The sequence below is a fragment of the Halosimplex marinum genome (assembly GCF_051414075.1).
GTDB lineage: Archaea > Halobacteriota > Halobacteria > Halobacteriales > Haloarculaceae > Halosimplex > Halosimplex marinum.
Genome location: NZ_JBLKNY010000003.1, coordinates 223,011 through 249,763 on the forward strand (window position 1 = coordinate 223,011; position 26,753 = coordinate 249,763).

The following is a 26,753-nucleotide window of genomic DNA, read 5'->3' on the forward strand; positions in this document are numbered from 1 at the left end:
CCCGTCGACGCCCCCGCCCCGGGAGCCGGCCCGAGTCCGATCCGTCCGACGCGGGGGGTGACCGGCCGTGAGCGACGAGCGCGCGCTGGCGGACACCCAGGGTCGGTTCGTCCAGGTCGTCAACGAGGGCCGGAAGGTCAACGACCTGGAGTGGCTGAGCGGCCGGATCGTCCTGTCGAACAGGCGGCTCGTCCTCGCGAGCAACGAGGGCAAACGACAGATCGCGCTCGGGAAGGTCAGCACCGTCAAGAACCGCAAGAACGCCGAAGGGGCGATGGCCGCCGTCTCGGGGTACTTCTCGGTCCAGACCGGCGCGGACGTGTTCCTGGTCGCGCCGGCGGACGCCGACGCCTTCGAGGAACACCTCTACACGGCCCTGCTGGACGGCGAGGTCGTCCTCGTCAAACACCCCGCGGTCGAGGGCGGCGTCGTGCGGGAGACCGACTGGGAGAAGGGACGGGTCGACATCGAGTCCGACACGGTGGGGCTGGGCGTCGCCAGCGGCCAGTTCGTCGAGGTCGAACTCGTCGACGTGGGCGGGGTCACCGTCAGGGAGGGGACGGTCCGCGGCGACGAGCGCCGCGTCCTGGAGGTCGAGCACACCGACGAGGAGGGGACCAGCGTCCAGACCTACGTCTCCGGGACGACCCGCCACGTCTCCATCCTCGAATCGCTCGTCCGTCAGGGCGAACTCCAGAACGCGACCGACGCCGACCTGGACCAGACCGAGATGGAAGTCCTGATGGCCCTCTATTCGGGCGTCTCGCCCTTCGAAATCCCCGAATTCGTCGGGATTGACGTCGAGGAGGTCGAGGCGGTCTTCGACCGGCTCGTCGAGGAGGGTATCCTCCGCGAGAAGCGCGTCCGCCGCGACGTGCGCCTGAAGGCCCGCGGGCGCAACATCGCCAGCGACGTGATCAGCGACCAGTAGTCGTCGGCCGGCGGGGACGCGGCGACAGTTCGAGCCGCGAGCTACAGCGGCGTCCCGCCGCGCTGGCCGTCCTCGTCGGTCGCGGCGGCTGACAGCAGGTCGGTGACGGGTTCGCCGTACTCGTAGCCGGGGACGACGCTCTCGACGTAGGTCCCCTCGACGTACTCGACGAACGTCTTCGCGATCTCGACCCCCCGGGCGGCGTCGCCGTGGGCGAACTCGTAGGTGACGGTGACGGTCCCGTCGGCGGTCGTCACGTCGAACCCGTCGAGGTCGACCGAGGCGCGCGTGGCCATCGGCGCGTCTTCGAGCCGGCGTTCGAGCGTGTCGAGCCACCCCGACTGGACGGCCTCCCCGACCTCGCCGTCCTCGGTGGCAGCCCGGAGCGTCGGCACGTCGACGCGCACCCGGAAGTCCGTCGCGTAGTCGTCGCGCTCGCTCGCCGTCACCTCTGTATCGAAGACGGTCGTCGTCACGCGATAGCCCTCGTCGGCGGCCGCGAACGCGTCGTGGCCGTCGAAGGCGTCGCGGGCCTCGGTCGGGATGTCATCGGTCATCACCCGGTGTTGGGCGCTCCCCGGCAAAAGACCGTTGTGTCGCGTCGTGGGCGCGGTCGCCCCGAAGCGGTGAGCGACAGAATGCGAGGGGAGGGATTCGAACCCTCGGACCCCTTCGGGAGCGGGTCTTAAGCCCGCCGCCTTTGGCCTAGCTCAGCCACCCTCGCGCGTTCGTCCGTCGCCCCTCCGGCGGAATAGCGGTTACGGTCCGGTCGTGCGGCTCACGAATCGCGGCCGTCGGAAGGAGGGAACTGTTCGGAGGGCGCGCCGGCGGGTCAGACCTCGACGTGGATGTCGGTGAACGGGACCCGGACCATCAGGACGCGGGTCACCGGGCGGCGGCGCAGGCGGACCCGGACGATCACGGCCGTCAGCGCCCACGAGCCCGCGGCGAGCGCGACTGCGAGCGCGGCGGCGCCGGGGTACGCGACGACCAGGGCACCGACGACGACCGCGAGCGACATCGCCAGCGAGACCAGCAGGGTGCGCGCCAGGCTGTACTGCGTCGGCAGGCCGGCCGAGGCGACCGGCGGGCGGTTCGGTCTCATCACGTCTATCCCTACACCGGCCGCCACCGTAAAGGTAATCTGAAATACATTTCTGTAGGCGAGGCTACTGAACTCAGTTTCACGAGAGGCGTTGACACGGACGGTCCACAGCGCGTCCGGGCGGTCGCAGGGGGCGTCGGGTGGGGTGCCCGGAGGGACGCGACCGCCGTCGGGTCGGCCGGATGTCCGTCAGTCCCGGGTGTGTTCGGTGTTTTCGGTGATGTCGTAGGCGTAGAACTGCTCGGGTTCGGGGAAGAAGTCCGCGGGGTCGTCGTGGTGGACGGTGCCCAGTTCCGTCCCGTCGAGCGTCTTGAGGTGGGTGTACATCTCGTCGCGCTCGACGGCGGTGCGGACGAGTCCGGCGGAGAAGCGCATATCGTAGGAGCCGGCGACGAAGACGACGACCTCCTCGTCGTGGTCGATGCACTCGGTGACGACGAAGACGAACCCGCCGCTCTCCATCTGGTAGACGCCCGTCTCCTCGAAGTCGGACCGCTCGACGTACGCCTCGACGTCCTCGGCGAAGTTGTCCGGGACGACGTGGGAGAGCCCCCAGGTGTCGTCGTCGCCCATCGACGGCGAGAGCGTCGTCGTGTCGCCCGCGGGGACGGCGAGCGTCTCGTAGCCCTGGTCCTCGCGGTCCTCGGCCATCGCCTGCATGTCCTCGAGCGCCCGCTGCCAGTTGGTCTTGAGCTCCTCGCTGTGGTCGGCGACGACTTCCTTCCGGTCGACGTCGTCCGGGCTGTCGGCGTGGTGGGGCATACTCCGGTCAACGCCGTTCACACAGTAAAGGGTGATGCACCGGGCGGCGAGGGAACCGTCGACCGGAACCCCGACTCGGCCGGTCAGGGGCGGATCCCGAAGCCGAACTCCATGACGAGCGAGACGCCGAGGACGATCAGGCTGGCGGCGAAGATCTTCTTGTCGCGGCTGACCCGCTGGTCGAACGGGACCCGTTCGTCCCGCAGCGGCGGGATCTCCTGCAGCCGGGCCTCGAAGCCGGTCTGGCGCTTCGACTCCAGGGTCACCCGCTTCTCGTCCTTGTAGGATGGGGTCGGCTGGATGCCCAGGCTGCCGACCCCGAACAGGGCGACGCCGACGACGAACACGGCGTACTTGGCGGCCACGAGCGTCCCGCCGACGAGGTAGCCGACGGCGATCGCGCCCGCGGCGACGAGCCCGCCGACGGCGAGCACCCAGACGACGAACTCCGCGAGCAGGAGTCGCTTACTCGCCATCGGACCCGCGACCGAGCACCGAGTCGACGCTCTCGTACTCCCCGGAGTGGCGGTGGCAGTAGCTCAGCCGGTCGGTCTCGCCCACCGGGTACAGCTCCGGCCGCTCGGTGTCGCAGACGCCGTCGAACTGCTCGCTCATGTACTCGCGCGCCCGGTCGGGATACCCCTCCTTGACGTACTCGGCGGCCCGGTCGACGTGGTCCCGGATCTCGTCGGGGACGTCGTCGCCGAACATGTCGGCGACCGTCTCGTCGATGTCGTCGAACCGGTGGAAGGCGCCGAGCGACCGGCGGATCCGGTCGCGGACCGACAGGTCGATCCGGCTGCGCTCGCGGATCACCTCGCGGAACCGCTCGATGTCGTTCCACGTCCCGGTGTCGACGTGGTCGTACTCCTCGGGGTGGATCTTCGCCGGACAGCGGGTCGTCAGCTGACACCCCGTCGGCGGGTCCCGCGGGCTCGGCGGCGTCCCCGGCAGCGTGATCCGCTCCTTCTGGACGGTCGGGTCGGGCTCGGGGATCGCCGACAGCAACGAGTGGGTGTACGGGTTGGCGGGGTCGGTGTACAGCTCCTCGGTCGCCCCGATCTCCATGATCTTCCCGAGGTACATCACCGCGACGCGGTCACAGATGTGCCGGACCACCGAGAGGTCGTGGGCGATGAACAGGTAGGTCAGGTCGAACTCGTCCTGCAGGTCCTCAAGCAGGTTGAGGATCTTCGCCTGGACGGAGGTGTCCAGCGCCGAGACGGGCTCGTCGAGGACGACGAACTCCGGTTCCAGCGCCAGCGCGCGGGCGATCCCGATCCGCTGGCGCTGGCCGCCGGAGAACTGGTGGGGATACCGGTAGTAGTGCTCGGGCTGGAGGCCGACCTGGGCCAGCAGGTCCTTGACCTTCTCGCGGCGCTCGGCCGGCGTGCCCTCCTCGTGGACGTCCAGCGGCTCGCGGACGATCTCGCCGATGGTCATCCGGTCGTTGAGGCTGGACTCGGGGTCCTGGAAGACGATCTGGGCGTTGCGCCGCCACTGCTTGAGCCGCTTGCCGGTCAGCTCGGTCACGTCGGTGCCGTCGAACTCGACGGTCCCCTCGGTGGCCGTCTCCAGCTGGACGAGCGTCCGGCCGAGCGTCGTCTTCCCGCAGCCGGACTCGCCGACCAGCCCGAGCGTCTCGCCGCGCTGGATCTGGAAGCTCACGCCGTCGACGGCCTTGACCGGCGGGTCGGCGAAGACGCCGTCGCCGCCGTAGTACTTCTTCAGTCCCTCGACCTCGACGAGCGTCTCGCCGGTTCCCCTCGGTTCGGTTCGACTGCGTTGCTGGGTCATCTCGCTCATCGTCGGTCACCTCCGTCGGCCGCGACGTCGTCGCCGGCTGTCGCCGGTCCCGACCCTTCGTCCGCGTCCCCGCCGTCGCCGTCGGCCCCGCCCAGTCGCTCGTGGTGGGCGACGGCCTCCGGCGTCGTCATGTGTTCGGGGTAGAGCAGGCAGGCGGCCGTGTGGTCGGCCGTCTCCTCGTCGACCTCGACGAGCTCGGGGTGGACCGCCTCGCACTCCTCGAAGGCCTTCGGGCACCGCGGCGCGAACCGGCAGTGGGTCGCCGCCTCGTTTGGCGTCGGCACCTCGCCCTCGATGGTCCGCAGGCGGTCCTCGTCGGCGTGCTGGCCGGGGATCGCCTCGAGCAGCCCCTCCGTGTAGGGGTGGCGCGGGTTCGCGAACAGCTCCTCGGTCGGGGCCTTCTCGACGATCTCGCCGGCGTACATCACGTTCACGCGGTCGGTGACGTCGGCGATGACGCCCATGTCGTGGGTGATGAACAGTATCGACAGGCCGCGTTCTTCCTGCAGGTCCCGCAGGAGCTCCAGGATCTGCGCCTGGATGGTCACGTCCAGCGCGGTCGTCGGCTCGTCGCAGATCAGCACCTCGGGTTCGCAGGCGAGCATCATCGCGATGACCGCCCGCTGGCGCATTCCGCCGGAGAACTCGTGGGGGTACTCCCCCAGCCGGCGGGCCGCGTCGGGGATCTGGACCGCCTCGAGCAGCTCGATGGCTTCCTCGCGGGCGGCCTCACCGGTGATCCCGCGGTTGACCTTCAGCGCCTCCTTGATCTGGTTGCCGACGGTGAACACGGGGTTCAGCGACGACAGCGGGTCCTGGAAGATCATCCCGATGCCGCTGCCGCGCAGCTCCTGGTACTGGGCGGTGTCGTAGCCGGTGATCTCCTCGCCTTTGAACCTGATCGACGAACCGGGGAGGACCTCCCCGGGCTCCTCAACCAGGCCCATGATCGACCGGGCGGTGACGGACTTGCCCGAGCCGGACTCGCCGACGAGCCCGACCGTCTCGCCCTCGTAGAGGTCGAGGTCGATGCCGTCGACGGCGTGGATGGTCTCCCGGTCGGTCCTGAAGACCGTCCGGAGGTCCCGCACCGAGAGGACCGGCTCCTCGCCGTCCCGGTCGCGGGCCGACTCCCCGGCGCCGTCGCCCGAGTGCTGGGCGGTCATCCGGCGGCACCTCCCGCGGCCGCCTCGTCTTCGGCGTCACCTTCGCTCTCGGGGTCGATGGCGTCGCGGATCCCGTCACCGAAGGCGTTGAGCCCGGTCACGAGCACGACGATCAGTATCCCCGGGATCAGCGCGATGTGCCACGACTGGGTGGAGACGTAGTTGCGCCCCATGTCGATGGCGCGTCCCCAGGCGGGGGTCGGCGGGTTGATGCCGAGCCCGCTCCCGATGAACGACAGCGCCGCCATCGAAATGATGACGCCGCCGACGGTCATCGACCCGTAGACGAGCAGGTACGGCACCACGTACGGGAGCATGTGCTTGCGCATGGTCGTTCGCGGCCGCTGTCCGAAGCTCTTCGCGGCGTCGATCCACTCCTCCTCGGAGACCTGGAGCGCGGGGCCGCGCACCGACCGCCACAGTCCCGGGAAGAGGATGATCCCGAACGTCACCGCGTAGAGGAACCCGCCGTGGAGCACGCCCGTGAGCCAGTGACCCTGGAAGGCCATCCCGACCATCAACAGCAGGAGCAGCCCCGGTATGGAGGTGATCCCGTCCGCGAGGAGGATCGTCACCAGGTCGACGAGCCCCTTGTAGTACGCCGACGTCATCGACGCGATGACTGCGAGCAGCGACGCCAGCACGATGGACAGCCCCCCGATCATCATCGAGATCCGGGCGCCGGCCACCGAGAACGTGAACAGATCCCGGCCGTTGGTCAGAGTCCCGAACGGGTGGAACCGGCCGTAGTCGTCGTAGGTCATCGGCCCGACGTTCTGGTCGCCCTGTCCCTTCGACTTCGAGTTGAAGTTGGCGTCGCCGGCGTAGACCGTCTCGACGCTTCCGCTCTCGGCGTCGTAGTACTGGATCTCGTGGCTGTACGGCGACTGGATGTTTTGCTCGACGGTGGTCGGTCCGAGCGCCGGGGCGAACAGCGCCATCGTCACGAACACCAGGACGACGACGATACCGAACTGACCCCAGCGGTGGTCGCGCAGGCGGTCGACCACGTCGTCGCGGGGCGTCCAGTCGACCTGGCGGTAGTGGTCGCGGAAGACCAGCCAGCCGCGGTACAGCCAGTAGAACACGACCGCAGCGTACAGGTAGACGAGCACCAGCCGGATCGCCCATGCGGCCGCCGGCTGGAGCCCGAGGAACGTGCCCTCCCAGGGCCCGTTCGGCCCGGTCTTGTACCCCTCGTTGGGGATCGTCTCCCGCGACAGCAGCGTCGGGATGTTCCCGGCGGCGGTCCGGAGCCCGTCGAGGAAGCCGCTGGCCGCCTGCTGGGCGGCGTAGACCGACTCGCCGGCAGTCGGGGAGAAGGCGCCCAGCGTCACCTCGAGCAGCGCCGTGACCCCGATGAGCGCCGCGTCGAGCAGCAACAGGAGCCCGCCGGCGAGCGCGCCGAACTCGACCGCGACCAGCACGAAGGCGACCGCGCCCCACCGCAGCGCCGGCTCGGGGTTGGCCAGCACCCGGTCGCGCAGCCGCGTCTCCTCGTGCCGGTCCCGGTCGCGGGCCGAGTCGGTGATCGTCGCACACATGGTCTCAGTCCTCCCGGCCCTCCAGACCGATCCGCGGGTCGATGATCGTGTACGCCACGTCCTGCGCGATGTTGAAGAACACGAGTATCAGGATGAACACGTAGGTGAGCGCGCCGATGATCGGCACGTCCGACGCGAGGACGGCCGAGAGGAAGAGGTTCCCGAGCCCGCGGATCCCGAAGATGAGCTCGACGAGCACGGACCCGCCGATGAGCAGGTAGAACTCGCCCATGATCACCGGCAACAGCGGGATCATCGCGTTGCGCGCGACGTGTTTCCCGATGATCACCCGCTCGGAGAGCCCCTTGGCCTTGGCCGTGTCGATGTAGGGGGAGTTGAGGCTCTCGAGCACCGCGGTCCGGCCGATGCGGACCTCGTTACCCATCGACGAGGAGCCGAGTACGAGCGCGGCCGGCAGGATCCACTTGAACGCCACCGCCCAGTTGTAGGGGTCCGGGACCGGGATCCCGACCGGCCCCAGCGAGTAGCTACCGAACAGGTGGCCCAGCGCGTCCGGGGTGCCGATCACGTCGGTCGGTATCAGGAACCCCCGGTAGAACGACAGCGCCCCGCCCGCCGACAGCAGGCCGGCGAGCATCACGGCCAGCCAGAAGTTCGGCATGGCGCGCCAGACGATCCCGCCGAAGGAGGCGGTGTAGTCGCCCCAGGTGTTGGCCCGGAGGCCGGCGTACAGCCCCAGCGGGATCCCCAGCGCCAGCGCGATGACGACCGACCAGATGCCGAGCCACAGCGTCGCGGGCATGCGCTCCCAGATGAGCTGGGCGGCCGACTGGCCGCGGGTGACGACCCACGACTGGCCGAAGTTGAACGTAATCGTGTCGATCAGGAAGTCCCTGTACTGTATCCACAGGGGAACCGGCTCGCCGTTCGGGTACCGGAGGCCGAGCGAGATGGCGAGCTGTCGGGCGGTCTGGGGGTCCGCGTCGCGACCCAGGATCGCGGTCATCGGGTCGAACGGCGACAGGTAGAGGATGACGAACGTCATCGTGAGCCCGAACAGGACCACCGGCACCCCGAGGACGAGCCGTTTCGCGATATACAGGAGTTTGTTCATGGCGTGTCTCCGTTATGCGTGTAGTTGTCTCTCTGTGTGGGCCGCACCGTAATACGTTCGTCGTCTGAGCGGGGAGTTCATCGAGAGCGGCCGGGGACCGGCTCGCTTACTCGGAGCCGCCGACGTGCTCGTCGTAGGCCTCGATCCCGCCGGGGAAGATCTGCGGCGGCGTCAGGTGGTAGGCCGGCTCGAACCGGTCCTTGAACACGTTCGCCATGAACTCCGGCTGGTTGACGACGTAGGCCATCGCCTGCCGGACTGCCCTGGGCACCTGCTCCATGTTGAAGCCGACGTAGTAGGTGCCGATGTCCGGGGTGCGTGAGTAGTTGACAGTGGTCCCGTTCTCCAGGTCGTAGGTCCCCAGGTCCCGACCCAGGTCGTCGGTCTCCTCGATGTTCACGCTGTCGGCGCTGTACTGGGCCGTGGGCACGCCGCCCACGTCGGCGTTCTCGTTGAGGAAGTAGTTGTACTGGGCCTGGGTCTCGGTGAGGATCGCGGCGTCGATGCCGTCGAAGGAGGCGCCCTCGCCGTGGTAGTCGTCGTAGGCGTCCATGACGAACTCGCCGCCGTTGCCCGACTCCCAGTTGACGAACTCGAAGGGACCGGCGCCGACCGGGCTCTGGGAGAACTCCGACCACTCCATCTCGCCCTCGTAGCCCTCGAGGTCGCCGACGATTCCCTCGGGCACCGCGGAGAACGCGGAGTAGGCCAGCACGGACAGCGAGAAGGCGAACGGTTCGTCCGTCGTGATCTCCAGCGTGTAGTCGTCGACCGCCTCGACGCCGATCGAGTCGGGGATGATCCGGGTGGTCGTCTCCGGCTCGCCGGAGGCGGTGTCCGTGACGGTGTCGCCCTCGTCGTCGGTCACCGTGACCTCCTCGGTCTCGTGTTCGATCCCCATGACGCTGACCGGGAACCGCGCGTTCGTGGAGTTGTCCGAGACCATCAGCCGCTTGATGGAGTACTCGAAGTCCTGTGCGGTGACCTCCTCGCCGTTGTGGAAGGTGGCCCCCTCCTTCAGCGTGAACGTGTAGGTCCGGAAGTCCTCGCTGACCTCGTACTCCTCGGCCAGCAGGTTCTCGACCTCCGTCGTCCCGTTGGCGTAGTTCATCAGCGCGTCGAACATATCCATGATCTTGCCCCCGGAGGCCGTGTTCCCGGAGGCGATCGGGTCGAGGCTGCTGAACGTCGAGGAGATAGTGCTGAGGCGGTCCTTGCCTTCCAGGCCTGCGACGGAGTTGCTGGCCTTCGCCCGGGAGGGGCCCATCGGTCCCGGCGGGTTGTAGTCGACGTGGTCGTACCACATCGCCTCCGTGACGCCCTGGAAGATCGGGATGAGCGCGGCCTCCTGCCACATCCCTTCCTCCATCTTCACCGCGGCGTCCCCGCGGACCTCGGCGGCCTCCTCGGTGTCCTCGGGGTTGTTCGAGATCCGCTCGAACTGGTCGATCATGTACTGGCGGACCTCGGGGTCGGCCTCGGCGTCCTCCGACCAGAACAGCCGGGCGCCGTTGGCCGCCGCGTTCTCGTCGTAGACCGTGTTCCGCGGGTCGACCAGCTGGACGAAGTTCTGCGGGCCGGGGTAGTCGGCGATCCACCCGAGGGTGTACGCCTGGTGGTTGCCGTTCCGGGTGGCCTCCAGCAGCGGCGAGAACGCCGCCGAGCTCTGGTTCATATCGATGTACGCCGACTCCAGCCGGCTGGCGATCGTCGACGCCATCTCCGACCAGGTCGGGCTCTCGTACTGGAGCCAGTCGAGCTCGAAGCGGTTGTCCGGGCCGTAGCCCGCTTCCTCCATCACCCGCTGGGCCTCCCCGACCATCGTCTCGCCCACGCCGTAGGGGTACTCGCTTACCGTCACCGGGCCGGTGTCGGTTCCGGTGTCGGTCCCGGTCCCGTCGCCACCGTCGTCGCCACCGTCACCGTCGTCACCCGGCGTGGCAGTGTCGCCGCCGTCGCCACCACAGCCCGCAACTGCCGAGGTGAGCGCGGCTGCGCCGGTCGCTTTCAGAAATCGTCGTCGGCTGGTGTCCGAGTCGTCGGTATCGCGAGGCATACGTGCCCTTTACCGACCTTGATACTTAAATTGCGGTGGAACTTGCCGTAAGTTGTTTCCGAAACCGCAGTACCACGGCGGTCGAAAATTATCTTAAATTATATTCTATCCCCTGGTATTATAACGGAGAATTACAGGATCAGGGGGGATGTCCGGGACACACTAATGGCTTAAGGAAATAAAAGCGTACCGGGCAAAAGCTGCGATGAACGTCCGGTATTACCGGTGAATCTCGACCGATTCGAGCACGACCGTGTCGATCGGGCGATCACTCGGGTCGGTGTCGACCGAGCCGATGGCCTCGACCACGTCCATCCCGTCGACGACCTCGCCGAAGACGGCGTGTTTGTCGTCGAGGTGGGGCTGGGCGTCCAGCGTGATGAAGAACTGCGAGCCGTTGGTGTCGGGGCCGCGGTTGGCCATCGAGAGCTTGCCCGGTTCGTCGTGGCGGAGGTCCTCGTGGAACTCGTCGTCGAAGGTGTAGCCCGGGCCGCCCCGGCCGGTGCCGGTCGGGTCGCCGGTCTGGATCATGAAGTCGGCGATGACGCGGTGGAACTCGATGTCGTCGTACAGCGGGTCGACCCGCTTCTCGCCGCTCTCGGGGTCCTCCCAGGCGCCCTCGCCGGGGCCGACCTCGGCCGCCTCGTAGTCGGACTCGGTCGCGTGGTCGACGAACGCCTCGACGGTGTCGGGCACCCTGTCCTCGAACAGTCGCACCTCGATGTCGCCCTCGGAGGTGTGCAGCGTCGCAGTCAGGTCGTCACTCATACCCGGTCGGAAGCCCGCCGCGGAGAAAACGCTGGTGGTACCGCCCGCACAGACGGGTATCGACCGACGGCGACGACCTCCCGGCGACCCGGCCGTCCCCGCGCCCGTCCCGGTTCACATCGAGGGGCCGACCCGCGTGATCGCCGACGAGACGAGTCCGTGTTCCTCCGCGCGCACGCGCTCGCCGCCCGCCACCGCCCGCAGGCGCCCGAGCAGGTCCGCGGGGTCGGCCGCCGTCGCGTCCACGTCGATGTCGTCGCCCACGGCCGCCAGCGTCGTCCGATCGCCGGAGACCTTCACCACCGGCGCGACGGGATGGCCGGTCGCCACGCCCTCGCCGGTGACGTGGACGACGACCTGCGCCCCGGCCGCGACGAGGGCCGTCGCCGCCTCCTCGAACCGCGAGGGCGCGTCGACGACCGCCAGCCCTTCCTCGTGGGTCGCCCGCTCGCCGTAGTCCAGCACCGCCCGGACCGGCCGGTCGCCCCACGCCCGCGTCACCGCCTCGAACTCGTGGTCCCGGGCCTCGCGCCCGACCCGCGACGCCCGCGCGGGCTGGCCGCGGTGGCGCTCGGCCAGGTCGCGAAAGCCCGCGGCCGCCGCCTCGTCGCCGGCCCGCGCGGCCGCCGCTTCGGGGTGGGCCGCCACGCGCTCGCTGCCGGCGGCGACCACCCGCGCGCCCGCGTCGACGAGCTCGTCGACGACCGCACCGACCAGCGGGTCCGCCGTCTCGCGGGTCGACTCGGCGAGGTCTCCCGAGACGACGCCGACCGTCAGGTCCGAGAGGTCCGCCGTCGTCGTCCGCCGTTCGTCGCCGGTAGACTGCCCGCGCAGCGCCTCGACGGCTTCGACCCCCGCCTCGACCGTCGCGTCGGTCCCGCCGGCGTCCTGGATCGCGACCTCGCGGACGGGGACGCCCAGATCGGCGAGGTCGGCGGCCACGTCGTCGCTCTGGATCGACTCGCAGCCGAGGCCGACGACGACGGTGCCGGCGACGTTGGGGTTCGACCCGACGCCGAGGAACGCCCGCAGCGTCTGGGCCTTGTCGTCGCCGATCTGCCCGCAGCCGTGGTCGTGGGGCGCGCTGACCGCGCCCTCCACCCGGTCGGCGATCCGGTCGGCGACCTCCCGCGAGCAGATGACCGAGGGGAGCACGAGGACCTTCTCGCGGACGCCGACGCCGCGGTCGCCCCGGTCGACCGCCTCGAACCCCTGCCGCAGGCTCACACCGACTCACCTCCACCGGGTCCGTCCGCCGTCGCCTCGGCCGCCCGGTCGCCCCGCCCGCGTGTGCTCTCGCAGTTGTGGGTGTGGACCCACTCGCCGGCGGCTATCGGCTCCGTGGCCTCGCCGATCACCTCGCCGTACTTGCGGACCGGGTCGCCGGCCGCGATGTCCGCGAGCGCGACCTTGTGACCGAACGGGACTTCCTCCGCGACGGTCACCGGCGGGTCGGCGTCGGCCAGCCGGTCGCCCGCGTCGAGATCCTCAAGGGCCGTCGCCACGTTGTCCTCGGGGGCCATCACCAGCGCCGTCCCGTCGAGGACTCGCCCCTTCATCGCGGGCACCCCCGCGGCGCTCGCCCGCCAGTCATCGCTGCCCCTCCGCCGCGAGTTCGCGCGGCTGGCGCTCGTTGATCGCGAACTCCTCCAGCCGGCGGGTCTCGGCGGCCGTCTCCGCGCCGCCGGCCACGGACAGCAACGTCCGGTAGATCCGCTGGCCGGCCTCGCCGAGCGGTTCGCCGTCGATGACGGTGCTGGCGTCCACGTCCATGTTGGAGGCGAGCCGCTCGGCCGTCCGAGGGTTGCCCGTCACCTTGATCACCGGCGCGATCGGGTTGCCGGTCGTCGACCCGCGACCCGTGGTGAACGCGACGACCTGCGCGCCGCCCGCGACCTTGCCGACGACGCTCTCCACGTCGTAGCCCGGCGAGTCCATCACGGCCACGCCGCCGCCGACCGGAATTTCCTCGCCGTAGTCGACGACGTGGCGGATGTCCCGGGTGCCGGACTTGGCGAGCGCGCCGAGGCTCTTCTCCTCGATGGTGGTCAGCCCGCCCTCCTGGTTGCCCGGCGAGGGCTGGGCGCCGCGCATGTCCACGCCCATCAGGTCCGCGAGTCGCTCGCGACGGTCGACGCGGTCGAGCAGTTTCTCGCGGGTCGCCTCGTCGGCGCACCGCTCGGCGGCGACGTGCTCGGCGCCGATGAACTCCGGCGTCTCGGAGATGCAGACCGCGCCGCCGGCGTCGACCAGCCGGTCGGCGGCGTCGCCGAGCGCGGGGTTCGCCGCGATGCCGCTCGTGGCGTCGCTGCCGCCACACTCGACGGCGAAGACGAGTTCGCTCGCGTCGGCTTCCTCCCGGGGCTGGTCGCGGACTTCCTCCCAGAGGTCCGCGAGCACGTCGGCGCCGGCGTCGAGTGCGCCCGCAGTCCCGCCCGCGTCCCGGGTCGTCAGCGTCTCCACCGGCTTGCCCGACCGGGCGATGTCGTCGGCGATCTCGTCGGCGTCGATGTCCTCGGTTCCGAGTTCGACGACCAGCGCCGCGCCGACGTTCGGGTTCCGCCCGATCCCCCCGAGTACCTCGCGCGTGCGCTCGCGCCCCTCGTCGGGCTGGCTCGTCCCCATCTGGTGCGGTGTCGCGCGCGCCCATCGGCCCGCGTCGCCGGCGATCCGGTCGGCGACCGGGCTCGCCGCGACCGACGTGGGCAGGACGGCGACGTGGTTCCGGACGCCGACCCGGCCGTCCGGTCGGCGGTAACCGTCGAAGGTGTCCATGCGGAACGAATATCCTTCCACTCGCAAGAATCTGTCGCGAGCGGGGCCCGGACCGCTGGAGCCCGGCAGTCCGATCGGTCGGCCCGTTCAGAACTCCCGCAGGTCGTCCAGCACCGCCTCGGCCTCGCCGCTCTCCAGAACGTCGCGGGCCGCCTCCAGGCCCTCGTCGATCGAGTCGGCGTCCTCGCGGGCGTAGATGCGCAGCGCGGCGTTGAGCGCGACCGCGTCGGCGAACTGGTCGTCGCGCTCGCCGGCCAGGACCGCCTCGGTGATCTCGGCGGACTCCTCGGCCACGTCGTCGACGGCCAGGTCCTCGCTCTCGAAGTCCATGCCGTACTCGGCGGTCTTGATCTCGAAGTCGTCCAGTTCCTCGTCGCCCTCGTTCCACTCGCCCACGACCGTCGTCCCGGGCCGCACGTCGTCGTACCCCTCCATCCCCTGGAAGAACAGGGTGCGCGAGACGTCCTGGCTCTCGGCGGCCTTGAGCGTGTCCGTCATCTTCACCGCGAACGGCAGGTGGTAGAACGAGCCCAGGTGCACGTCGGCGTTCGCGGGGTTGGCGAGCGTCTCGACGGTGTTGACGAACGACCGGACGCCCATGTTGTCCCGCCGCTCGTACAGCGCGTGGACCCCGGGATTGGACTCGGGCTGGTAGTAGTAGCCGAAGCCGACCTCGTCGACCATGTCGGCGCTCTCGGACGGGTCGATCTCGGTCCGGACGCCGAGTTCGTCGAGCACGTGCTTGTAGCTGTCCTGTTTCTGCGTCGGCACGCGGTCCCCGCTGTGGACGACGACCGGCGTCCCCGCGGCGGCGGCGACGACGCCCGCGGCGACGCCGAGGATGGCCGAGCGGCCCTTGCCGTCGTAGTTGGCCCCGCAGTCGACGGGGTCGGCGTCCGGTTCGGCGGTGACGACCGACTCCTCGCGCATCACGTCGACGTACGCGCCCAGTTCCTCGGCGTTGTTGCGCTTCCAGCGGTTAGCGAGCCAGAACGCCCCCAGCGTCGTGTGGTCGGGTTCGCCCGCCAGGATCCGCTGGAACGCCTCGCGGGCCTGCCCGCGGGTCATGTCGTCGGCCGATTTGTGTCCCGAGCCCACGACCTCGGTCATCAGCCGCTTGAGCGGCCAGTCGCCGAATTCCTGCGTCGCTTGAGCCATGCGAAAGGGTTCGGACTGGCGATTATAAAACGCCCCGCTTCTTCCACTCCGTCAGGAGGCGACCGCGTATTTTTGTCTGTTTCGGACGTTATGGCGGCGTTTGTCGACGGTTCTGAATTTCCCTCGGAGATCCGGTCGGACGTGGCGACCGACCGGACCGCGCGACCGATTCCGGTCTCCGATCGTGCTCGGTTCTCGTTGCGACCCCACTTTTTCCAGCGGAGGATTCGCGCGCCTGCGGGAATCCTCCGCTGGAAAAACGTGGGGAAAAAGGCCGGACGGCTCGGTCGCTGTGCTCCCTCGCGTCCGGTGTCTGCGGGAGTGAGCACCGCGACCGACCGCAGGCTCGTCAGCGCTCGCTCTGACGGCGAACCGCCTCGCTCCCGCCGGTCGCTCGGCGGATGCTTGCGTGATATCTACGTCCCCTGTACTGAACACTTCCCTCTCGGTCCTCTTCCGAAGAATTGCGACCTGCGGTCACTCCGCGGTGTCGACGGGGGCTTCGAAACCGACGGCGGCGGCGTCGTCGGCGGCGCGGTCGACAGCGGCGTCGAGGTCGAACCCGCGGACCACCTCGCCGTCGCGGACGAGCGGCTGGAGGAGCGGTTCGCCGTCGTCCGGCGCGTCGGCGTCGGCCAGCCGGACGTGGTGGCCGCCGTCGTCGGTGCGGTACACCGCCTTCTTCCCGGTGAGCTTGCCGCGCTTGGCGGCGAGTTCGCCCTCGACTTCGACGATGTCCAGCGAGAAGTCCGTCGGGTCGGCGTTGCTGACGTAGCTACCGACGCCGAAGCCCGCGACGTGCTCGCGCAACTCGCGCAACTCCCGGGGGCCGAGCCCGCCGCTGACGAAGATGCCCACATCGTCGAACCCCTCGGCGTCGAGCGTCCAGCGCACCTCGCGGATGATGTGTTCGAAGTCGCCCCGCCGCGAGGAGGTGGTGTCGATCCGCACCGAGTCGAGCGCGTCGACGGCCTCGGCGGCGCGGACGGCCTCGTCGACCTCGTCGCTGTAGGTGTCGACCAGGGCGACGCGGGGCACGTCCGGGCCCACGGCCTCGTCGAAGGCCCGCCAGGCGGTCTCCTGCTCGCCGCGGCCGAAACAGATGAGCAGGGCGTGGGGCATCGTCCCGCCGGCCTCGCGGCCGATCACCTCGCCCGCGGCGACGTTCGAGAAGCCGTCGAGCCCGCCCAAAAGCGCCGACCGTTCGACCATCGCGCCGATCGAGGGGTGGACGTGCCGGGAGCCGAAACTCAGGACGGTCGAGTCGGGCGCGGCGTGGCGGGCCTCCAGCGCCGCAGTCGCGACGCCGGTCGCGTGCGAGAGAAAGCCCAGAAGCGCGGTCTCCAGTCGACAGAACTCCAGGTACGGCCCCTCGATGCGCATGACGGGACCGCCGTCGAACAGCCGCCCCTCCCGGAGCGCGTCCACGTCGACGGCCCGCCCCTCGAACAGTCGGGCGGCGTCGCTTACCCCCGCGAACAGTTCCCACTCGCCGGTGGGGAACTGGTCCGCGGTCACCTCGGCGACGATGCGGGGGTTGCGGTCGGCGTGCTCCAGCGTCTCGACCGTCCGGTCGAAGTAGGCGTCCGTGGCCCGCCCCTCCCTGATGGCCTCGGGCGGGACGATGTCGAAGCCCGACTCGTCGGTCATGAGGAGTGCTTTCGGGGCGAACGCCAAAAACCGTCCGCGTTCGGTCCGCGCGTGGCATCGCGGCCGTGACGTGTCGGCTGGCTCACTCGCTGTCCGCTACCCGGACCGGGAGTGGACGGCGTCGAGCCCGTCGACGGTGGGGGCGTTGACGATCCGGACGCGCTCGCCCGACCGGACCACGCGGAAGGCGTCGGCGAACTCGCCGTCGGGGACGACGTAGACGTTCCCGCGGGGGTTGCGGGCGTCGTGGGCGGCCAGCACGTCGAGATAGGCCTCGTGGAACTGCCGGGCGTCGCGCTCGGAGTCCCAGGCGGTCTCCCAGACGTAGGCGCCCGCGGTCCCGTTCGTGTAGGGGACGACGCTGTCGCCGCCCCAGCCGGCGGACGGGTCCGAGTCGTAGCCGTAGCGGTCCTCCGGGTCGACGGCGCCGTTGTGGACGAGCATGGCGTAGATCGAGGCCTCGCCGACGGTGTCGGCGACGGGGTCGATGTCGAAGCGGCGCCACGCCCCGTTCGAGCGGTCGGGGACCGTCACGTCGACCGGGTCCTCGTCGGGGTAGAGCTGTGGGTGAATGAGCTGTTCGGTGCTCTCCGGGCGGGCGTCGTAGAGTTCGTTGACCCCCGCCCAGCCGCTCTGGGCGCGCACCTGGTCGACGAACTGCGACCCCGCGGCGTAGGGCGTGTAGATGGTCAGGAACAGCCCGCGGTTGTAGTCACTGCCCCCGGAGCCGCCGCCGTCGCCGCTGCCGGGCGGGGGGATGCAGCGCCAGTCGCTCTCACACCGGTTCTCGTAGATGATGTCGACGTAGCTGGCGTCGCCCTCGGTGACGCCGCGGTTGGCCAGTTGCTGGTCCTGGGTCTCCCCGTCGGCGCCGAAGCCGAAGTGCTGGTCCTGCAGGGCGTGGACGAGTTCGTGAGCCAGCGTCGTCCGGTCGATGGTGGGGGTCTCGGAGTCGCTGACGAGGACGATGGCGTCCCGTCCCGGCGAGTAGTAGCCCTGGACGGTCTGACCGAGCGTGTCGTCGGAGCTGTTCGAGTACGACGAGGACTCGCCGACGATAAAGATCGACTCCCAGACCTGGTCGTTCCAGCGGGAGTGCGTCTCGTTGCCGCCGCCCCCGCTCCGGTTGGCGAGGTACTGCTCGCGGCTGACCACGTCGACCGGGACCGTCTCGTTGAACTCCAGGTCGCGGATCCGCTCGACGCGAGCCATCGTGCGCGCGACGACGGCCTCGCGCTCGCTGGCGTTGTAGCCGTCGCCCGGCGTCACGTTCACCGGGTCGTCGTACCAGTAGCCGTTCTCCCAGCCGATGCGGTCGCTTGCGGGGTCGCCCTCCGGGTGGCCGCCCGACTCCAGGGCGGTACAGCCCGCGAGGAGCGCGAGCGCGGCGACCGCCGCGAGGGCGATCCGCAGGCGGGCCGAGCCGGATCCGTGCCGCCCCATCGAGAGAGTCACTCCCTCCGGCCCGCGAGGAGGCCGGCGAGCGCGAGCGCGGCGAGCGCGCCGGCGAGCCCGAAGCCCGGACCCCCGGATGCGGTGGTCCCGTCGGGCGCGTCGGTCGCATCGCCATCACCGCCGTCGTCTCCGTCACCGCCGTCGCCCGCGCCGCCGTCGGCGGGGAGCGGCGTCCCGGTCGCCGTGTCGGTCGCGGTCTCCCCGTCGCCGGGTTCGGTGGTCGCCGTGTCGGTCGCGGTCTCCTCGTCACCGGGTTCGGTCGTCGGGTCGTCGGTCGCCGTGTCGGTGTCGGTCGGGGTCTCCGTCTCGCCGCCGCTGTCGTCGGGGCCGGCACCGGCGCGGACCTCGCTCAGCTGGTCGACCGTCGGCGCGTTGACGAGCGTCACCGTCGTCCCGGTGTGGTTGACGTGGAAGGCGTCGGCGTAGGGGCCGTCGGGGACCCGGTAGGTGTTCTCGCTGTCGTTGACGGGTTCGGCCCCGTAGTAGTCGAGCAACATTCCGTACCCCTCGACGAAGTCGGCGGCGGCGCTCTCGGAGTCCCAGACGGTCTTCCAGACGTAGCCCGTCTCGTTGGTCTCGGCGGAGTCGTCGGTGACGTAGGGGTACAGCCGGTCGCCGTCCCAGCCGTCCGTGTACTGCGTCGAGTAGTTGATCGGGTCCGTGGAGCCGCCCGTGATGAACGAGCGCGGGTCGATGACCGGCGCGGCCCGGCCGCCGGAGTCGTAGTAGGGGTAGAACAGCATCGTCGCCAGGCCCGCCTCGCCGAACTGGGCGTAGTCGACGGTGCCGTTCGCCAGGTGCGGCACGGTCCAGTTAGCCCCGGAGGTGTCCGTGAAGCTGACGTTGGTCGGCGAGTCCTCGCCGTACTTCTCGGGGTGGATCGTCTGCTCGGTGCTCGCGGGCGGGTTCTCGTAGACCTCGTTGACGCCCTCCCAGCCCTCGGACTCGTAGATGCCCTGCACGAAGGCCGGGCCGTCGCTGTAGGGCTGGTAGGTGACGAGCAGCAGTCCCTGGTGGATCGAGCCCGCGGCGCCGGCGCCGGGCTGGGTCTGGGGCATCAGGCAGTCCCACTCGCCCGCGCAGCGCTGGCTGTACAGCCGGTCGACGAAGTTCCCGTCGCCCTCGATGATGCCGTCTTTCGCGTTGTGGAGCTCCTCGGTGTACTGGTCGTACGCGGAGATGTTGTACCGCTGGTCCTGCAGCGCGTGGAACAGCTCCTGGGAGAGCGTGATCTCGTTCATCTTCGGCGAGGTGGCGTTCTCCGAGACGACGACGATCCGCTCCTCCTCGGGGCTGTAGTAGCCGCCGACGGTCGCGCCGGTGTTGGACTCCTGGACGGAGAGGGCGTCGGTGTCCTCGCCGACCATCAGCATCGCCTCCCACTTGACGTTCTGGTGGAGGCTGCCGTTCGTGGTCGCGTTGAAGCTCGTGTTCGCGCGGAACTGCTCGCGGCTGATCACGTCGACCGGGACCGTCTCGTTGAACTCCAGCTCGCGGATCTGCTCGACGCGGGCCATCGCGCGGGCGACGACGGCGTCCAGCTCCGTCTCGTTGAGCCCGTCCGAGCGGTCGACGTCGATCGACTCGTTGTACCAGCAGCCGTTCTCCCAGCCGAGCCTGTCCGCGTCGGGGTCGTCAGGCGCCGACCCGTTCGAGACGGGCGCGCAGGCGTCGTCGCCCTGGAGGGCGCCGGCGGCCGACGTGCCTGCGGTGTTGGGCGACCGATCCGTCGTCGCTGCGTCGGCCGAACCGGCGGCGCCCGCGGCGGGGACGGCGGCCACCGCGGACAACAGCACCAGCCCGGCGACGACTGCCGAGAGGGCGGAGCGCATACGTACCGGAGTCATGGGGTGGCGGACATAAAAATCGCCCCACTGCCGGCCGACGCCGGTCCGCGGACCGACGGGCTTAATCCCCGGTACCCGCTACCTGTCACCGGCAGAGGGAGCCCGGCCTCCGTGCCCCGGCCCGTGTCGACTTCGTCGGCGCGCCAGGGGCATGAGGAAAGTCCCCCCACCGTCCGGGCAGGTGACCGGGTGCAAACCCGGAGCGGGAGACCGCTGGCGCTGGAACAGAAACGAGACCCCTCTCCCCGACCGATGACGTGCGCGAACCCCGAGCGAGGCCTCGCCGAAGCGAGGGGGAGCTAACCCACAGAGGGTCGAAGGGAGAGAACGGATGGAACGGCGAATCCTCACCGGTGCAAGTCCGCGCGGCAAGGTAGCCCGGACGCGAGCGCGGACGCTCAGCCGAATGCCGGGTCGAACAGAAGGGGGCTTACTCCCCTCAGCCGTCTCCACTCGCCGAGCGGCGGCGCCGCTCTCGCGAACCCCGCAGTCACCACTCAACAGCAGTTCTCGCTGTCCGTCCGCTCGACGGCCCACTCGACCAGCGGCTCCAGTCGCTCGCCGAGCTGTTCGCCCTCGTCGCTGAGTTCGTACTCGACGCGCGGCGGGATCTCGGCGTAGCGCTCCCGCTCGACCAGCCCCGCCTCGACCAGTTCGTCCAGCCGCGTCGACAGCGTCGACGTGCTCGCCCCGGGGAGGTGGTCCTCGATCTCCCCGAACCGGACCGTCCCGTGGTTGGCGACGACGCAGACGATGTCCATCACGTACTTCCGGCCCAGCAGTTCCATCGGCTCGGCCAGCAGACAGTGACACGCCGGGTCCTCGCACGCACAGCCGTCCTCCGCCAGCGCTTCGGATCCTCCCATCGGGTTCGATACTTTGGACTTGACAGCTTAATAACTTTGGTCTCGAAAGCGTAGTCGTATGTGGCTCGAAGCAGTCGATTACGACGGAACCGAGGCGAACGGATCGGCCGAAGACGTTTCGCTCCCGGCGGACGTGGGCGAGGCGTTCGGGCGTCTCTACGGGAGCGACCCGCCGGCGACGGTCGGCGAGTGGGTCGAGACGACCCGGGCGGCGATCGAGGACGAGCGCGGCCGTGCGCCGACCGTCGACGACCTCTGTGCGACCGACGACGGCGACCACGCGTTCGTGGGCGAGGAGACCGAAGAGACGTACATCTGCGTGCTGGACCCGCTCGTCTACCCGTATCTGACCGGCGAGGCCGGGACCGTCCGCTCGACGACGCCGGTCCGCGGGGCCGAGGTCACCTTCGACGTCGGCGACGACGGCGTAGCCGTCTCCCACGACGACGCCGTCGTCTCGATCGGCGTCTCGGTGGACCCCGACCGGATCGACGAGGCGCCCGTCGAGACCGTCTACCGGGAGGTCTGCGGGTACATCCAGACCTTCGAGGACCGCGCGGAGTACGAGCGGTGGGCCGAGGGCGCCGACGCCGCGACGACCGCCGTCCCGGCGGCGGTCGGCGTGGCGATCGTGTGGGAACTGACCCAGACGCTGTTCGACGGCGGGACGAGCGACGCGCCGGAACGAGCCGACGCGAGCGACGCGGGAGAAGGGACCGGGGCGACCTGCACGGCCGAGAGCGACTGCTGTTGAGGGGTGGGTCGGTCCGTCCGGCCGTCGGCCAAGTGTAGGGGGGGCGGAGAAGCGTCGGTACCCGTGGCGTCAGCGTCCGTCGTCGCCGTTGGTGATTGTCGTGTGGGCGCCGATGAGCGCGCCGGCGAGGTCCAGGTCTTCGAGGGTGGTCTCGCGGTCGATGATCGACTCGCGGACGTCGCAGTCGCGCAGGGTCGCCCCGGGGAAGACGATGGAGTCGTCGAGGCTGGAGTCGACGACTTCGGCGTCGTCGAGGACGTGGACGTTCCCGCCGAGCGTCGAGTCCTCGACGGTGGCGCCGTCGGCGACCAGGTTCTCGCCGTCGAGGTAGTAGGCGACGGCCTCCAGGTAGCTCTCGGGCGTGCCGATGTCGAACCACGCCTCGTCGAACGCGTAGGCGTAGACCTCGTCGGTGTCGACGAGCCACTGGATGAACCAGCCGGGCTCGTCGGGGTTGTTGCCGTCCGCGAGGTACTCCTCGAAGCGGACCTGCTCGGCCGGGAAGACGTAGCAGGCGATGGAGACGAGCGTGCTCGCCGGGTCCTCGGGCTTCTCCTGGAAGTCGACGACCTCGTCGCCGTCCAGCGTGACGAGGCCGTAGGATCTGGCCTTCTCCAGCGACCCCACGTCGTAGGCCGCAAGCGTCGTCGCGCCGTTTTCCTCGTAGGCGTCGATGAAGTCGCTCACGTCGAAGCTGATGAGGTTGTCGCCGGCGATGACGAAGAGATCGTCGTCGATCCCCTCGCGGTCGACCAGCTGGCCGAGCGCGCCGACGACGCCGAACTTCTCGTCCTCGCCGGTGGTGTCCTCGACGGACAGCCGCGGCTTCTCGTAGTCGCGGTCGGCGAGGAACGACTCGAAGTCGTCGGCGAACCGCTCGTTGGTGCTGACGTACACGTCGTCGATCCGGTCGTCGGACTCCAGCTCCGAGAGCACCCGGTCGATGACGGTCGTCTCGCCGACCGGCAGCATCATCTTCGGCCGGTGGCGCGTGATCGGCCAGAGCCGCGTTGCGTAACCGCCCGCGAGTACGACAGCGTCCATACGACTCCCTGCACGGCGCCCCGTGAAGGCCTTTTTCATTGGAAAGACCGTCGACAGGACGCGTCGCCGGGCCGAGAAGCGGTCACCGGCGCCGCCGGCGGAACCGATTTGTGGGCGGTTCTCCAAGGCCCGGTATGCGCGAGGCAAGTCGGACGACCCGCCAGCGGATCGCCGACCGACTGCGGGAGGAACCGCTGCCCGCGAGCGCGCTCGCCCGCGAGTTCGACGTGCCGGCGGCGGACGCGCTCTCGCACGTCGAACACATCTCCCAGTCGCTCGAACCCACCGACGAGACGCTGCTCGTCGCGCCACCGACCTGCGAGGACTGCGGCTTCGAGGGGTTCGACGACCTCGTCAACCGCCCGGCGCGCTGTCCGGAGTGCAAGAGCGAGGCCGTCGCCGAACCCACGTTCGTCATCGAGTAGCCGCGCCCGTGTCGGGTTTCGGCCGGGTCGAGCCGACTACAGGATGACGTTCGACGAGGACGACAGGTCGTCGTCGCTCTCGACCGGGCCCTCGCCGACGTACTCGAAGTCGTCGTCGGCGAGATAGACGCCGCCGTCGGCGACCCGCACGTCGACCTCGTTCAGGAAGGCGCCCTCGCAGGGGCCGTACGTGCACTCGCCGGAGTCGGCGGCGAACAGCGCGCCGTGGTTGGCGCAGATCACCTCCCCGTCGCGGACCGGGGCGCCCGACCCCTTGTCGAGTTTGATGTGGGTCATGTGCTGGCAGTAGTTCAACCAGCAGACGACCGCCTCGGCGTCGTCGTCCTCGCCGCCCAGCTTCAGCAGGATGGCTTCCCGAACGTCGTCCTCGTCGTCCGTCATGTCGTCGGGCATCGCGATCCCGTCGTCGTTCGTCGCGGTGCCGGGAGCGGAGCCGTCGTCGGTCCCGGAAGCGGTGGCGCCGTCGGCTCCGGTCGCCGCGCCGCCGTCCGTCTCCGCGTCCGGGTCCGGGTTCTCCACGGCGTCGGCGGTCTGTTCGTCCGAGCGCAGCGCGGCGTCGCCGCTGGCGACGGCGTTTCCGTCGACCGAGCGCACGCGAAAGAGGAAGGTGTCGTCCGTCGAGAGGTCGCTCACGTCGGCGATCCGCGTCCCGTCCATACCGTCGCGTTGGTCCGTCGCCGCTTGAACGCACCGGTCGGGGCAGTTCGGGACGGATGGGTTGATCTCGGGGCGCGCGCAGTCGTCTCTGCCGCACTCAGCGGTGAGCGCTGAACGCCCTCGACGCGCTCGCTAGCTGGAGTCGGCACCGCAGTCGACGGTAAGCGGTGAACGCCCTCGACGCGCTCTCTAGCAGTAACCGCGACCGCACTCGACGGTGAGCGCTGAACGCCCTCGGCGCGCTCGCTCTGAACCGGATCGACCGCACTCGATAGCCGGTGCTGAAAGCCCTCGGCGCGCTCGCGGTCGCTGAGCGGGATATCCGCGCTCTCCGCACGGCCCGCGCGGATAGTGCCCGCTCAGACGACTAAAACGGACGCGAGCCCGCCTCGCCCTTTCAGTCCGCCAGGGACCGCACGGTACGGCACCGCAGACAGCCACGAGCCTCCCCAGCCGATTCGCGACACGCGAGTCGCGAATCCCTCGCGCGACTCCGTCGCGGCACGAGGCCGCCAACGTCAGAGCGAGCTCTGACGGCCCATCGGAATCGCGAGCGATTCCGAGACGACAGCGCGCGCCGACCGCACTCCCTGTGCCGTCTGCACCGATCCCCGTCGCGTCGGAGAGCCGAGACTTAACTGGTGGGCGTTCGTCGTCGGAGACATGACGAAGACGGCGCTGATAACGGGTTGCTCGTCGGGTATCGGGCGGGCGACCGCCGTCGACTTCCTGCGGCGGGAGTGGACGGTGTACGCGACGGCCCGGGACACCGAGGACGTGGCCGACCTCGCGGAAGCGGGCTGTGAGACGGCCGAACTCGACGTGACGAGCGACGCCGACGTCGAGCGGGTCGTCGACCGGATACTCGACGAGACGGGGCGCATCGACTGCCTGGTCAACAACGCTGGCTACGCCCAGTACGGCCCGATGGAGGACGTGCCCGTCGACGCCCTGCGCGACCAGTTCGACGTGAACGTCTACGGGCCCCACCGGCTCACACGGGCGGTGCTCCCGAACATGCGCGAGCGCGGGACGGGGACGGTCGTCAACGTCTCCAGCGTCCAGGGGCGGGTCGCCACCGGCGGGGCCGGCGCCTACAGCGGGTCGAAACACGCCCTTGAGGCGATGAGCGACGCGCTCCGCGTGGAGGTCGAGGACTTCGGGATCGACGTGGTGCTGGTCGAACCCGGTCCCGTCGCCACCGAGTTCGGCGCCCGCGCCGACGACGAGGTCGACCGCCTCGACCGCTCGGCGGGCTACGGCGACCTCTACGCCCTCTTCGAGGACACGGACGTCCTCGCCAGCGGCGGCGACTTCGGCGTCCACCCCTCGGCAGTGGCGGCGGTGATCGGCGACGCGGCCTGCGCCTCCGACCCCGACGCCCGCTACCCCGTCGGCACGCTCGCGACCGCGCTGATCGCCACTCGCCACCTCCCCGACAGCCTGCGCGACGCCGGCTACCGACTCGTCCGCTGGGTGCTCTCCTGACGATGGGTAGACCGCCTCGCGCACGACTTGGGGGACGAACGGGGGGACGCTGACGTGGTCGAGAGCGGCGTCCGCGACCGCGAGCGGCTCGCCCGCACCGACGCCCACGGGGTCGTCCTCGACTGCCTCGAAGCCGGGATCGCGGCCGCTCACCCATGTCGGGTCGTCGCGGACGCGCTCGCGCTGTCGGGCGACCAGCTCCGCATCGCCGGCGACGTGTACGACCTGGCGGCGTTCGACGAGGTCGTCGTCCTCGGCGGGGGGAAGGCGGCCGCGCAGGTCGCCGCCGCGCTCGAAGCCGTCCTGGGCGACGCCGTCGACGGCGGCGTCGTCGTCACCGACCACCCCGTCGAGACCGACCGCGTCGACGCGGTCGAGGGGACCCATCCGGTCCCGGACGAGGCCGGCCTCGCGGGCGCCGAGCGCGTCCGCGAACTGGCCGAGACCGCCGGCGAGCGGACGCTGGTCTTCGCGGTCGTGACGGGCGGTGGCAGCGCGCTCCTGCCCGCGCCGGCCGGCGACCTCGGGCTCGCGGACCTGCGGGCCGTTACCGAGGCGCTGCTGGAAGCGGGCGCCGCCATCGACGAGATCAACGCCGTCCGCAAGCACTGCTCGGCGCTCAAGGGCGGCCGGCTCGCGGCCGCGGCCGCGCCGGCGACGGTCGCCACCCTCGCGCTCAGCGACGTGGTCGGCGACGACCTCGGCGTGATCGCCAGCGGCCCGACCGCGCCGGACCCGACCACCTACGCCGACGCGCTCGCCGTGCTCGACCGCTACGACCTCGACGGTCCCGCGGCGGTCCGCGACCGCCTCGAAGCGGGCGCCGCGGGCGAGCGCCCGGAGACGCCGGCCGCCGAGGCGGCCCTCGACCACGTCCGGTATCACGTCCTCGCGAACGCGTGGACGGCCCTCGACGCCGCCCGCGAGGCGGCCGCGGACGCGGGCTACGATACGATGGTCCTGTCCTCCCGGGTGCGGGGCGAGGCCCGCGAGCAGGGGCTCGCTCACGCCGCCGTCGCCGAGGAACTCGCGGCGACCGGCAACCCCGCGGAACCGCCCGTCGTCGCCCTCTCGGGCGGCGAGACCACGGTGACCGTCCGCGGCGACGGCTCGGGCGGCCCGAACCAGGAGTTCGCGCTCCGCGCGGCGCTCGACGTGCCCGACGACGCCGTCCTGGGCGCAGTCGACACCGATGGCCGCGACGGCGGCACCGACGCCGCGGGCGCGCTCGTGGACGGCGAGACGGTCGCCGACGCCGACGACGCGGCGGCCGCGCGGGCGGCGCTGGCCGACAACGACGCCGAACCGTTCCTCGCGGACCGGGACGCGCTGGTCCGCACCGGCCGGACCGGGACGAACGTCAACGACCTGCGCGTCCTGCTGGTCGAGTGAGAGAGCGC

25 protein-coding genes, 1 tRNA gene and 1 other RNA gene are annotated in these 26,753 nt (G+C 70.3%); 6 read left to right on the forward strand and 21 right to left on the reverse strand.

The genetic code is table 11. From position 1 onward, the window contains the following. The first annotated feature begins 67 nt into the window (after positions 1-67). The gene (locus tag ACMGFI_RS02100) at positions 68-931 is read left to right on the forward strand and encodes a CheF family chemotaxis protein (protein WP_436906987.1); all 864 of its coding nucleotides are present in this window, start codon (positions 68-70) and stop codon (positions 929-931) included. A gap of 41 nt (positions 932-972) precedes the next feature. Here ACMGFI_RS02100 and ACMGFI_RS02105 read toward each other — a convergent pair whose 3' ends face one another. From ACMGFI_RS02105 to ACMGFI_RS02190, 18 genes are all read right to left on the reverse strand, one after another. Beyond that, positions 973-1,488 carry a DUF5813 family protein gene (locus ACMGFI_RS02105; protein ID WP_436906988.1) on the reverse strand — a complete coding sequence of 172 codons (516 nt, stop codon included), beginning with the start codon at positions 1,486-1,488 and terminating at the stop codon, positions 973-975. Positions 1,489-1,570: 82 nt separating this feature from the next. Next, positions 1,571-1,655: transfer RNA gene (locus tag ACMGFI_RS02110), tRNA-Leu, on the reverse strand. Positions 1,656-1,763: 108 nt separating this feature from the next. Continuing rightward, positions 1,764-2,036: a hypothetical protein gene (locus ACMGFI_RS02115; protein ID WP_436906989.1), complete on the reverse strand. Its 273-nt coding sequence runs from the start codon at positions 2,034-2,036 to the stop codon at positions 1,764-1,766. A gap of 189 nt (positions 2,037-2,225) precedes the next feature. Next, positions 2,226-2,798: a DUF7529 family protein gene (locus tag ACMGFI_RS02120; protein ID WP_436906990.1), complete on the reverse strand. Its 573-nt coding sequence runs from the start codon at positions 2,796-2,798 to the stop codon at positions 2,226-2,228. Positions 2,799-2,881: 83 nt separating this feature from the next. After that, the gene (locus tag ACMGFI_RS02125) at positions 2,882-3,274 is read right to left on the reverse strand and encodes a DUF7555 family protein (protein WP_436906991.1); all 393 of its coding nucleotides are present in this window, start codon (positions 3,272-3,274) and stop codon (positions 2,882-2,884) included. After that, a complete protein-coding gene (locus ACMGFI_RS02130; protein ID WP_436908830.1) occupies positions 3,264-4,595 on the reverse strand; it encodes an ABC transporter ATP-binding protein in 1,332 nt (443 codons plus the stop codon). Before ACMGFI_RS02130 ends, ACMGFI_RS02125 begins: the two co-directional genes overlap by 11 nt. 5 nt (positions 4,596-4,600) lie before the next feature. Then, the gene (locus ACMGFI_RS02135) at positions 4,601-5,770 is read right to left on the reverse strand and encodes an ABC transporter ATP-binding protein (RefSeq protein WP_436906992.1); all 1,170 of its coding nucleotides are present in this window, start codon (positions 5,768-5,770) and stop codon (positions 4,601-4,603) included. Continuing rightward, a complete protein-coding gene (locus ACMGFI_RS02140; RefSeq protein ID WP_436906993.1) occupies positions 5,767-7,314 on the reverse strand; it encodes an ABC transporter permease in 1,548 nt (515 codons plus the stop codon). Before ACMGFI_RS02140 ends, ACMGFI_RS02135 begins: the two co-directional genes overlap by 4 nt. 4 nt (positions 7,315-7,318) lie before the next feature. Continuing rightward, positions 7,319-8,389 carry an ABC transporter permease gene (locus ACMGFI_RS02145; RefSeq protein ID WP_436906994.1) on the reverse strand — a complete coding sequence of 357 codons (1,071 nt, stop codon included), beginning with the start codon at positions 8,387-8,389 and terminating at the stop codon, positions 7,319-7,321. Between the two features lie 106 nt (positions 8,390-8,495). Next, the gene (locus ACMGFI_RS02150; RefSeq protein ID WP_436906995.1) at positions 8,496-10,445 is read right to left on the reverse strand and encodes an ABC transporter substrate-binding protein; all 1,950 of its coding nucleotides are present in this window, start codon (positions 10,443-10,445) and stop codon (positions 8,496-8,498) included. Positions 10,446-10,664: 219 nt separating this feature from the next. After that, positions 10,665-11,213, reverse strand: a complete 549-nt coding sequence (locus ACMGFI_RS02155) for a peptidylprolyl isomerase (RefSeq protein ID WP_436906996.1) — start codon at positions 11,211-11,213, stop codon at positions 10,665-10,667. 114 nt (positions 11,214-11,327) lie between these two features. Then, positions 11,328-12,440 carry a UxaA family hydrolase gene (locus tag ACMGFI_RS02160; protein WP_436906997.1) on the reverse strand — a complete coding sequence of 371 codons (1,113 nt, stop codon included), beginning with the start codon at positions 12,438-12,440 and terminating at the stop codon, positions 11,328-11,330. Beyond that, on the reverse strand, positions 12,437-12,772 hold the full coding sequence (locus ACMGFI_RS02165; RefSeq protein WP_436906998.1) for a UxaA family hydrolase: 336 nt from the start codon (positions 12,770-12,772) through the stop codon (positions 12,437-12,439). The genes ACMGFI_RS02160 and ACMGFI_RS02165 overlap by 4 nt, the downstream gene beginning before the upstream one ends. A 31-nt stretch (positions 12,773-12,803) precedes the next feature. Beyond that, positions 12,804-13,988 carry a UxaA family hydrolase gene (locus tag ACMGFI_RS02170; RefSeq protein WP_436906999.1) on the reverse strand — a complete coding sequence of 395 codons (1,185 nt, stop codon included), beginning with the start codon at positions 13,986-13,988 and terminating at the stop codon, positions 12,804-12,806. Between the two features lie 87 nt (positions 13,989-14,075). Beyond that, positions 14,076-15,146, reverse strand: coding sequence for an anthranilate phosphoribosyltransferase (locus ACMGFI_RS02175; RefSeq protein ID WP_436907000.1), 1,071 nt, complete (start codon positions 15,144-15,146; stop codon positions 14,076-14,078). A 477-nt stretch (positions 15,147-15,623) separates the two neighbouring features. Beyond that, positions 15,624-16,796, reverse strand: a complete 1,173-nt coding sequence (locus tag ACMGFI_RS02180) for a nicotinate phosphoribosyltransferase (RefSeq protein WP_436907001.1) — start codon at positions 16,794-16,796, stop codon at positions 15,624-15,626. Positions 16,797-16,892: 96 nt separating this feature from the next. Beyond that, positions 16,893-18,239, reverse strand: a complete 1,347-nt coding sequence (locus ACMGFI_RS02185; RefSeq protein WP_436907002.1) for an Hvo_1808 family surface protein — start codon at positions 18,237-18,239, stop codon at positions 16,893-16,895. An 8-nt stretch (positions 18,240-18,247) separates the two neighbouring features. Then, positions 18,248-20,083 (reverse strand): Hvo_1808 family surface protein, encoded by a 1,836-nt coding sequence (locus tag ACMGFI_RS02190; protein WP_436907003.1) that lies wholly within the window; start codon positions 20,081-20,083, stop codon positions 18,248-18,250. 105 nt (positions 20,084-20,188) lie between these two features. On the opposite strand from ACMGFI_RS02190, the gene rnpB reads away from it, so the two are divergent. After that, positions 20,189-20,543: RNase P RNA component (rnpB, locus tag ACMGFI_RS02195), an RNA gene on the forward strand. A 52-nt stretch (positions 20,544-20,595) separates the two neighbouring features. On the opposite strand, the gene ACMGFI_RS02200 is transcribed toward rnpB, so the two are convergent. Beyond that, on the reverse strand, positions 20,596-20,964 hold the full coding sequence (locus ACMGFI_RS02200; protein ID WP_436907004.1) for a winged helix-turn-helix transcriptional regulator: 369 nt from the start codon (positions 20,962-20,964) through the stop codon (positions 20,596-20,598). A 58-nt stretch (positions 20,965-21,022) separates the two neighbouring features. Between ACMGFI_RS02200 and merB the strand changes: the two genes are divergently transcribed. Continuing rightward, entirely contained in the window at positions 21,023-21,718 is a 696-nt protein-coding gene (merB, locus tag ACMGFI_RS02205; RefSeq protein ID WP_436907006.1) for an organomercurial lyase, read from the forward strand. Between the two features lie 69 nt (positions 21,719-21,787). On the opposite strand, the gene ACMGFI_RS02210 is transcribed toward merB, so the two are convergent. Continuing rightward, positions 21,788-22,762 (reverse strand): nucleotidyltransferase family protein, encoded by a 975-nt coding sequence (locus ACMGFI_RS02210; RefSeq protein WP_436907008.1) that lies wholly within the window; start codon positions 22,760-22,762, stop codon positions 21,788-21,790. A gap of 134 nt (positions 22,763-22,896) precedes the next feature. Between ACMGFI_RS02210 and ACMGFI_RS02215 the strand changes: the two genes are divergently transcribed. Next, positions 22,897-23,187, forward strand: a complete 291-nt coding sequence (locus ACMGFI_RS02215; protein WP_436907009.1) for a transcriptional regulator — start codon at positions 22,897-22,899, stop codon at positions 23,185-23,187. Between the two features lie 36 nt (positions 23,188-23,223). Here the strand turns inward: ACMGFI_RS02215 and ACMGFI_RS02220 are convergent, their stop codons facing one another. Continuing rightward, entirely contained in the window at positions 23,224-23,601 is a 378-nt protein-coding gene (locus ACMGFI_RS02220) for a Rieske (2Fe-2S) protein (protein WP_436908832.1), read from the reverse strand. A 927-nt stretch (positions 23,602-24,528) separates the two neighbouring features. Between ACMGFI_RS02220 and ACMGFI_RS02225 the strand changes: the two genes are divergently transcribed. Together ACMGFI_RS02225 and ACMGFI_RS02230 are read left to right on the forward strand one after the other, a co-directional pair. Beyond that, positions 24,529-25,353: an SDR family oxidoreductase gene (locus ACMGFI_RS02225; RefSeq protein ID WP_436907011.1), complete on the forward strand. Its 825-nt coding sequence runs from the start codon at positions 24,529-24,531 to the stop codon at positions 25,351-25,353. A gap of 54 nt (positions 25,354-25,407) precedes the next feature. After that, positions 25,408-26,745 (forward strand): glycerate kinase type-2 family protein, encoded by a 1,338-nt coding sequence (locus tag ACMGFI_RS02230; protein WP_436907013.1) that lies wholly within the window; start codon positions 25,408-25,410, stop codon positions 26,743-26,745. The last annotated feature ends 8 nt before the right edge of the window (positions 26,746-26,753 follow it).

What these genes read in the sequence shown, in the direction of transcription:
- ACMGFI_RS02105 (WP_436906988.1), bottom strand. Translation starts at nt 1,488, where the DNA reads ATGACCGATGACATCCCGACCGAGGCCCGCGACGCCTTCGACGGCCAC.
- ACMGFI_RS02115 (WP_436906989.1), bottom strand. Translation starts at nt 2,036, where the DNA reads ATGAGACCGAACCGCCCGCCGGTCGCCTCGGCCGGCCTGCCGACGCAG.
- ACMGFI_RS02120 (WP_436906990.1), bottom strand. Translation starts at nt 2,798, where the DNA reads ATGCCCCACCACGCCGACAGCCCGGACGACGTCGACCGGAAGGAAGTC.
- ACMGFI_RS02125 (WP_436906991.1), bottom strand. Translation starts at nt 3,274, where the DNA reads ATGGCGAGTAAGCGACTCCTGCTCGCGGAGTTCGTCGTCTGGGTGCTC.
- ACMGFI_RS02130 (WP_436908830.1), bottom strand. Translation starts at nt 4,595, where the DNA reads ATGACCCAGCAACGCAGTCGAACCGAACCGAGGGGAACCGGCGAGACG.
- ACMGFI_RS02135 (WP_436906992.1), bottom strand. Translation starts at nt 5,770, where the DNA reads ATGACCGCCCAGCACTCGGGCGACGGCGCCGGGGAGTCGGCCCGCGAC.
- ACMGFI_RS02140 (WP_436906993.1), bottom strand. Translation starts at nt 7,314, where the DNA reads ATGTGTGCGACGATCACCGACTCGGCCCGCGACCGGGACCGGCACGAG.
- ACMGFI_RS02145 (WP_436906994.1), bottom strand. Translation starts at nt 8,389, where the DNA reads ATGAACAAACTCCTGTATATCGCGAAACGGCTCGTCCTCGGGGTGCCG.
- ACMGFI_RS02150 (WP_436906995.1), bottom strand. Translation starts at nt 10,445, where the DNA reads ATGCCTCGCGATACCGACGACTCGGACACCAGCCGACGACGATTTCTG.
- ACMGFI_RS02155 (WP_436906996.1), bottom strand. Translation starts at nt 11,213, where the DNA reads ATGAGTGACGACCTGACTGCGACGCTGCACACCTCCGAGGGCGACATC.
- ACMGFI_RS02165 (WP_436906998.1), bottom strand. Translation starts at nt 12,772, where the DNA reads ATGAAGGGGCGAGTCCTCGACGGGACGGCGCTGGTGATGGCCCCCGAG.
- ACMGFI_RS02170 (WP_436906999.1), bottom strand. Translation starts at nt 13,988, where the DNA reads ATGGACACCTTCGACGGTTACCGCCGACCGGACGGCCGGGTCGGCGTC.
- ACMGFI_RS02175 (WP_436907000.1), bottom strand. Translation starts at nt 15,146, where the DNA reads ATGGCTCAAGCGACGCAGGAATTCGGCGACTGGCCGCTCAAGCGGCTG.
- ACMGFI_RS02180 (WP_436907001.1), bottom strand. Translation starts at nt 16,796, where the DNA reads ATGACCGACGAGTCGGGCTTCGACATCGTCCCGCCCGAGGCCATCAGG.
- ACMGFI_RS02185 (WP_436907002.1), bottom strand. Translation starts at nt 18,239, where the DNA reads ATGGGGCGGCACGGATCCGGCTCGGCCCGCCTGCGGATCGCCCTCGCG.
- ACMGFI_RS02190 (WP_436907003.1), bottom strand. Translation starts at nt 20,083, where the DNA reads ATGCGCTCCGCCCTCTCGGCAGTCGTCGCCGGGCTGGTGCTGTTGTCC.
- ACMGFI_RS02200 (WP_436907004.1), bottom strand. Translation starts at nt 20,964, where the DNA reads ATGGGAGGATCCGAAGCGCTGGCGGAGGACGGCTGTGCGTGCGAGGAC.
- merB (WP_436907006.1), top strand. Translation starts at nt 21,023, where the DNA reads ATGTGGCTCGAAGCAGTCGATTACGACGGAACCGAGGCGAACGGATCG.
- ACMGFI_RS02210 (WP_436907008.1), bottom strand. Translation starts at nt 22,762, where the DNA reads ATGGACGCTGTCGTACTCGCGGGCGGTTACGCAACGCGGCTCTGGCCG.
- ACMGFI_RS02215 (WP_436907009.1), top strand. Translation starts at nt 22,897, where the DNA reads ATGCGCGAGGCAAGTCGGACGACCCGCCAGCGGATCGCCGACCGACTG.
- ACMGFI_RS02220 (WP_436908832.1), bottom strand. Translation starts at nt 23,601, where the DNA reads ATGCCCGACGACATGACGGACGACGAGGACGACGTTCGGGAAGCCATC.
- ACMGFI_RS02225 (WP_436907011.1), top strand. Translation starts at nt 24,529, where the DNA reads ATGACGAAGACGGCGCTGATAACGGGTTGCTCGTCGGGTATCGGGCGG.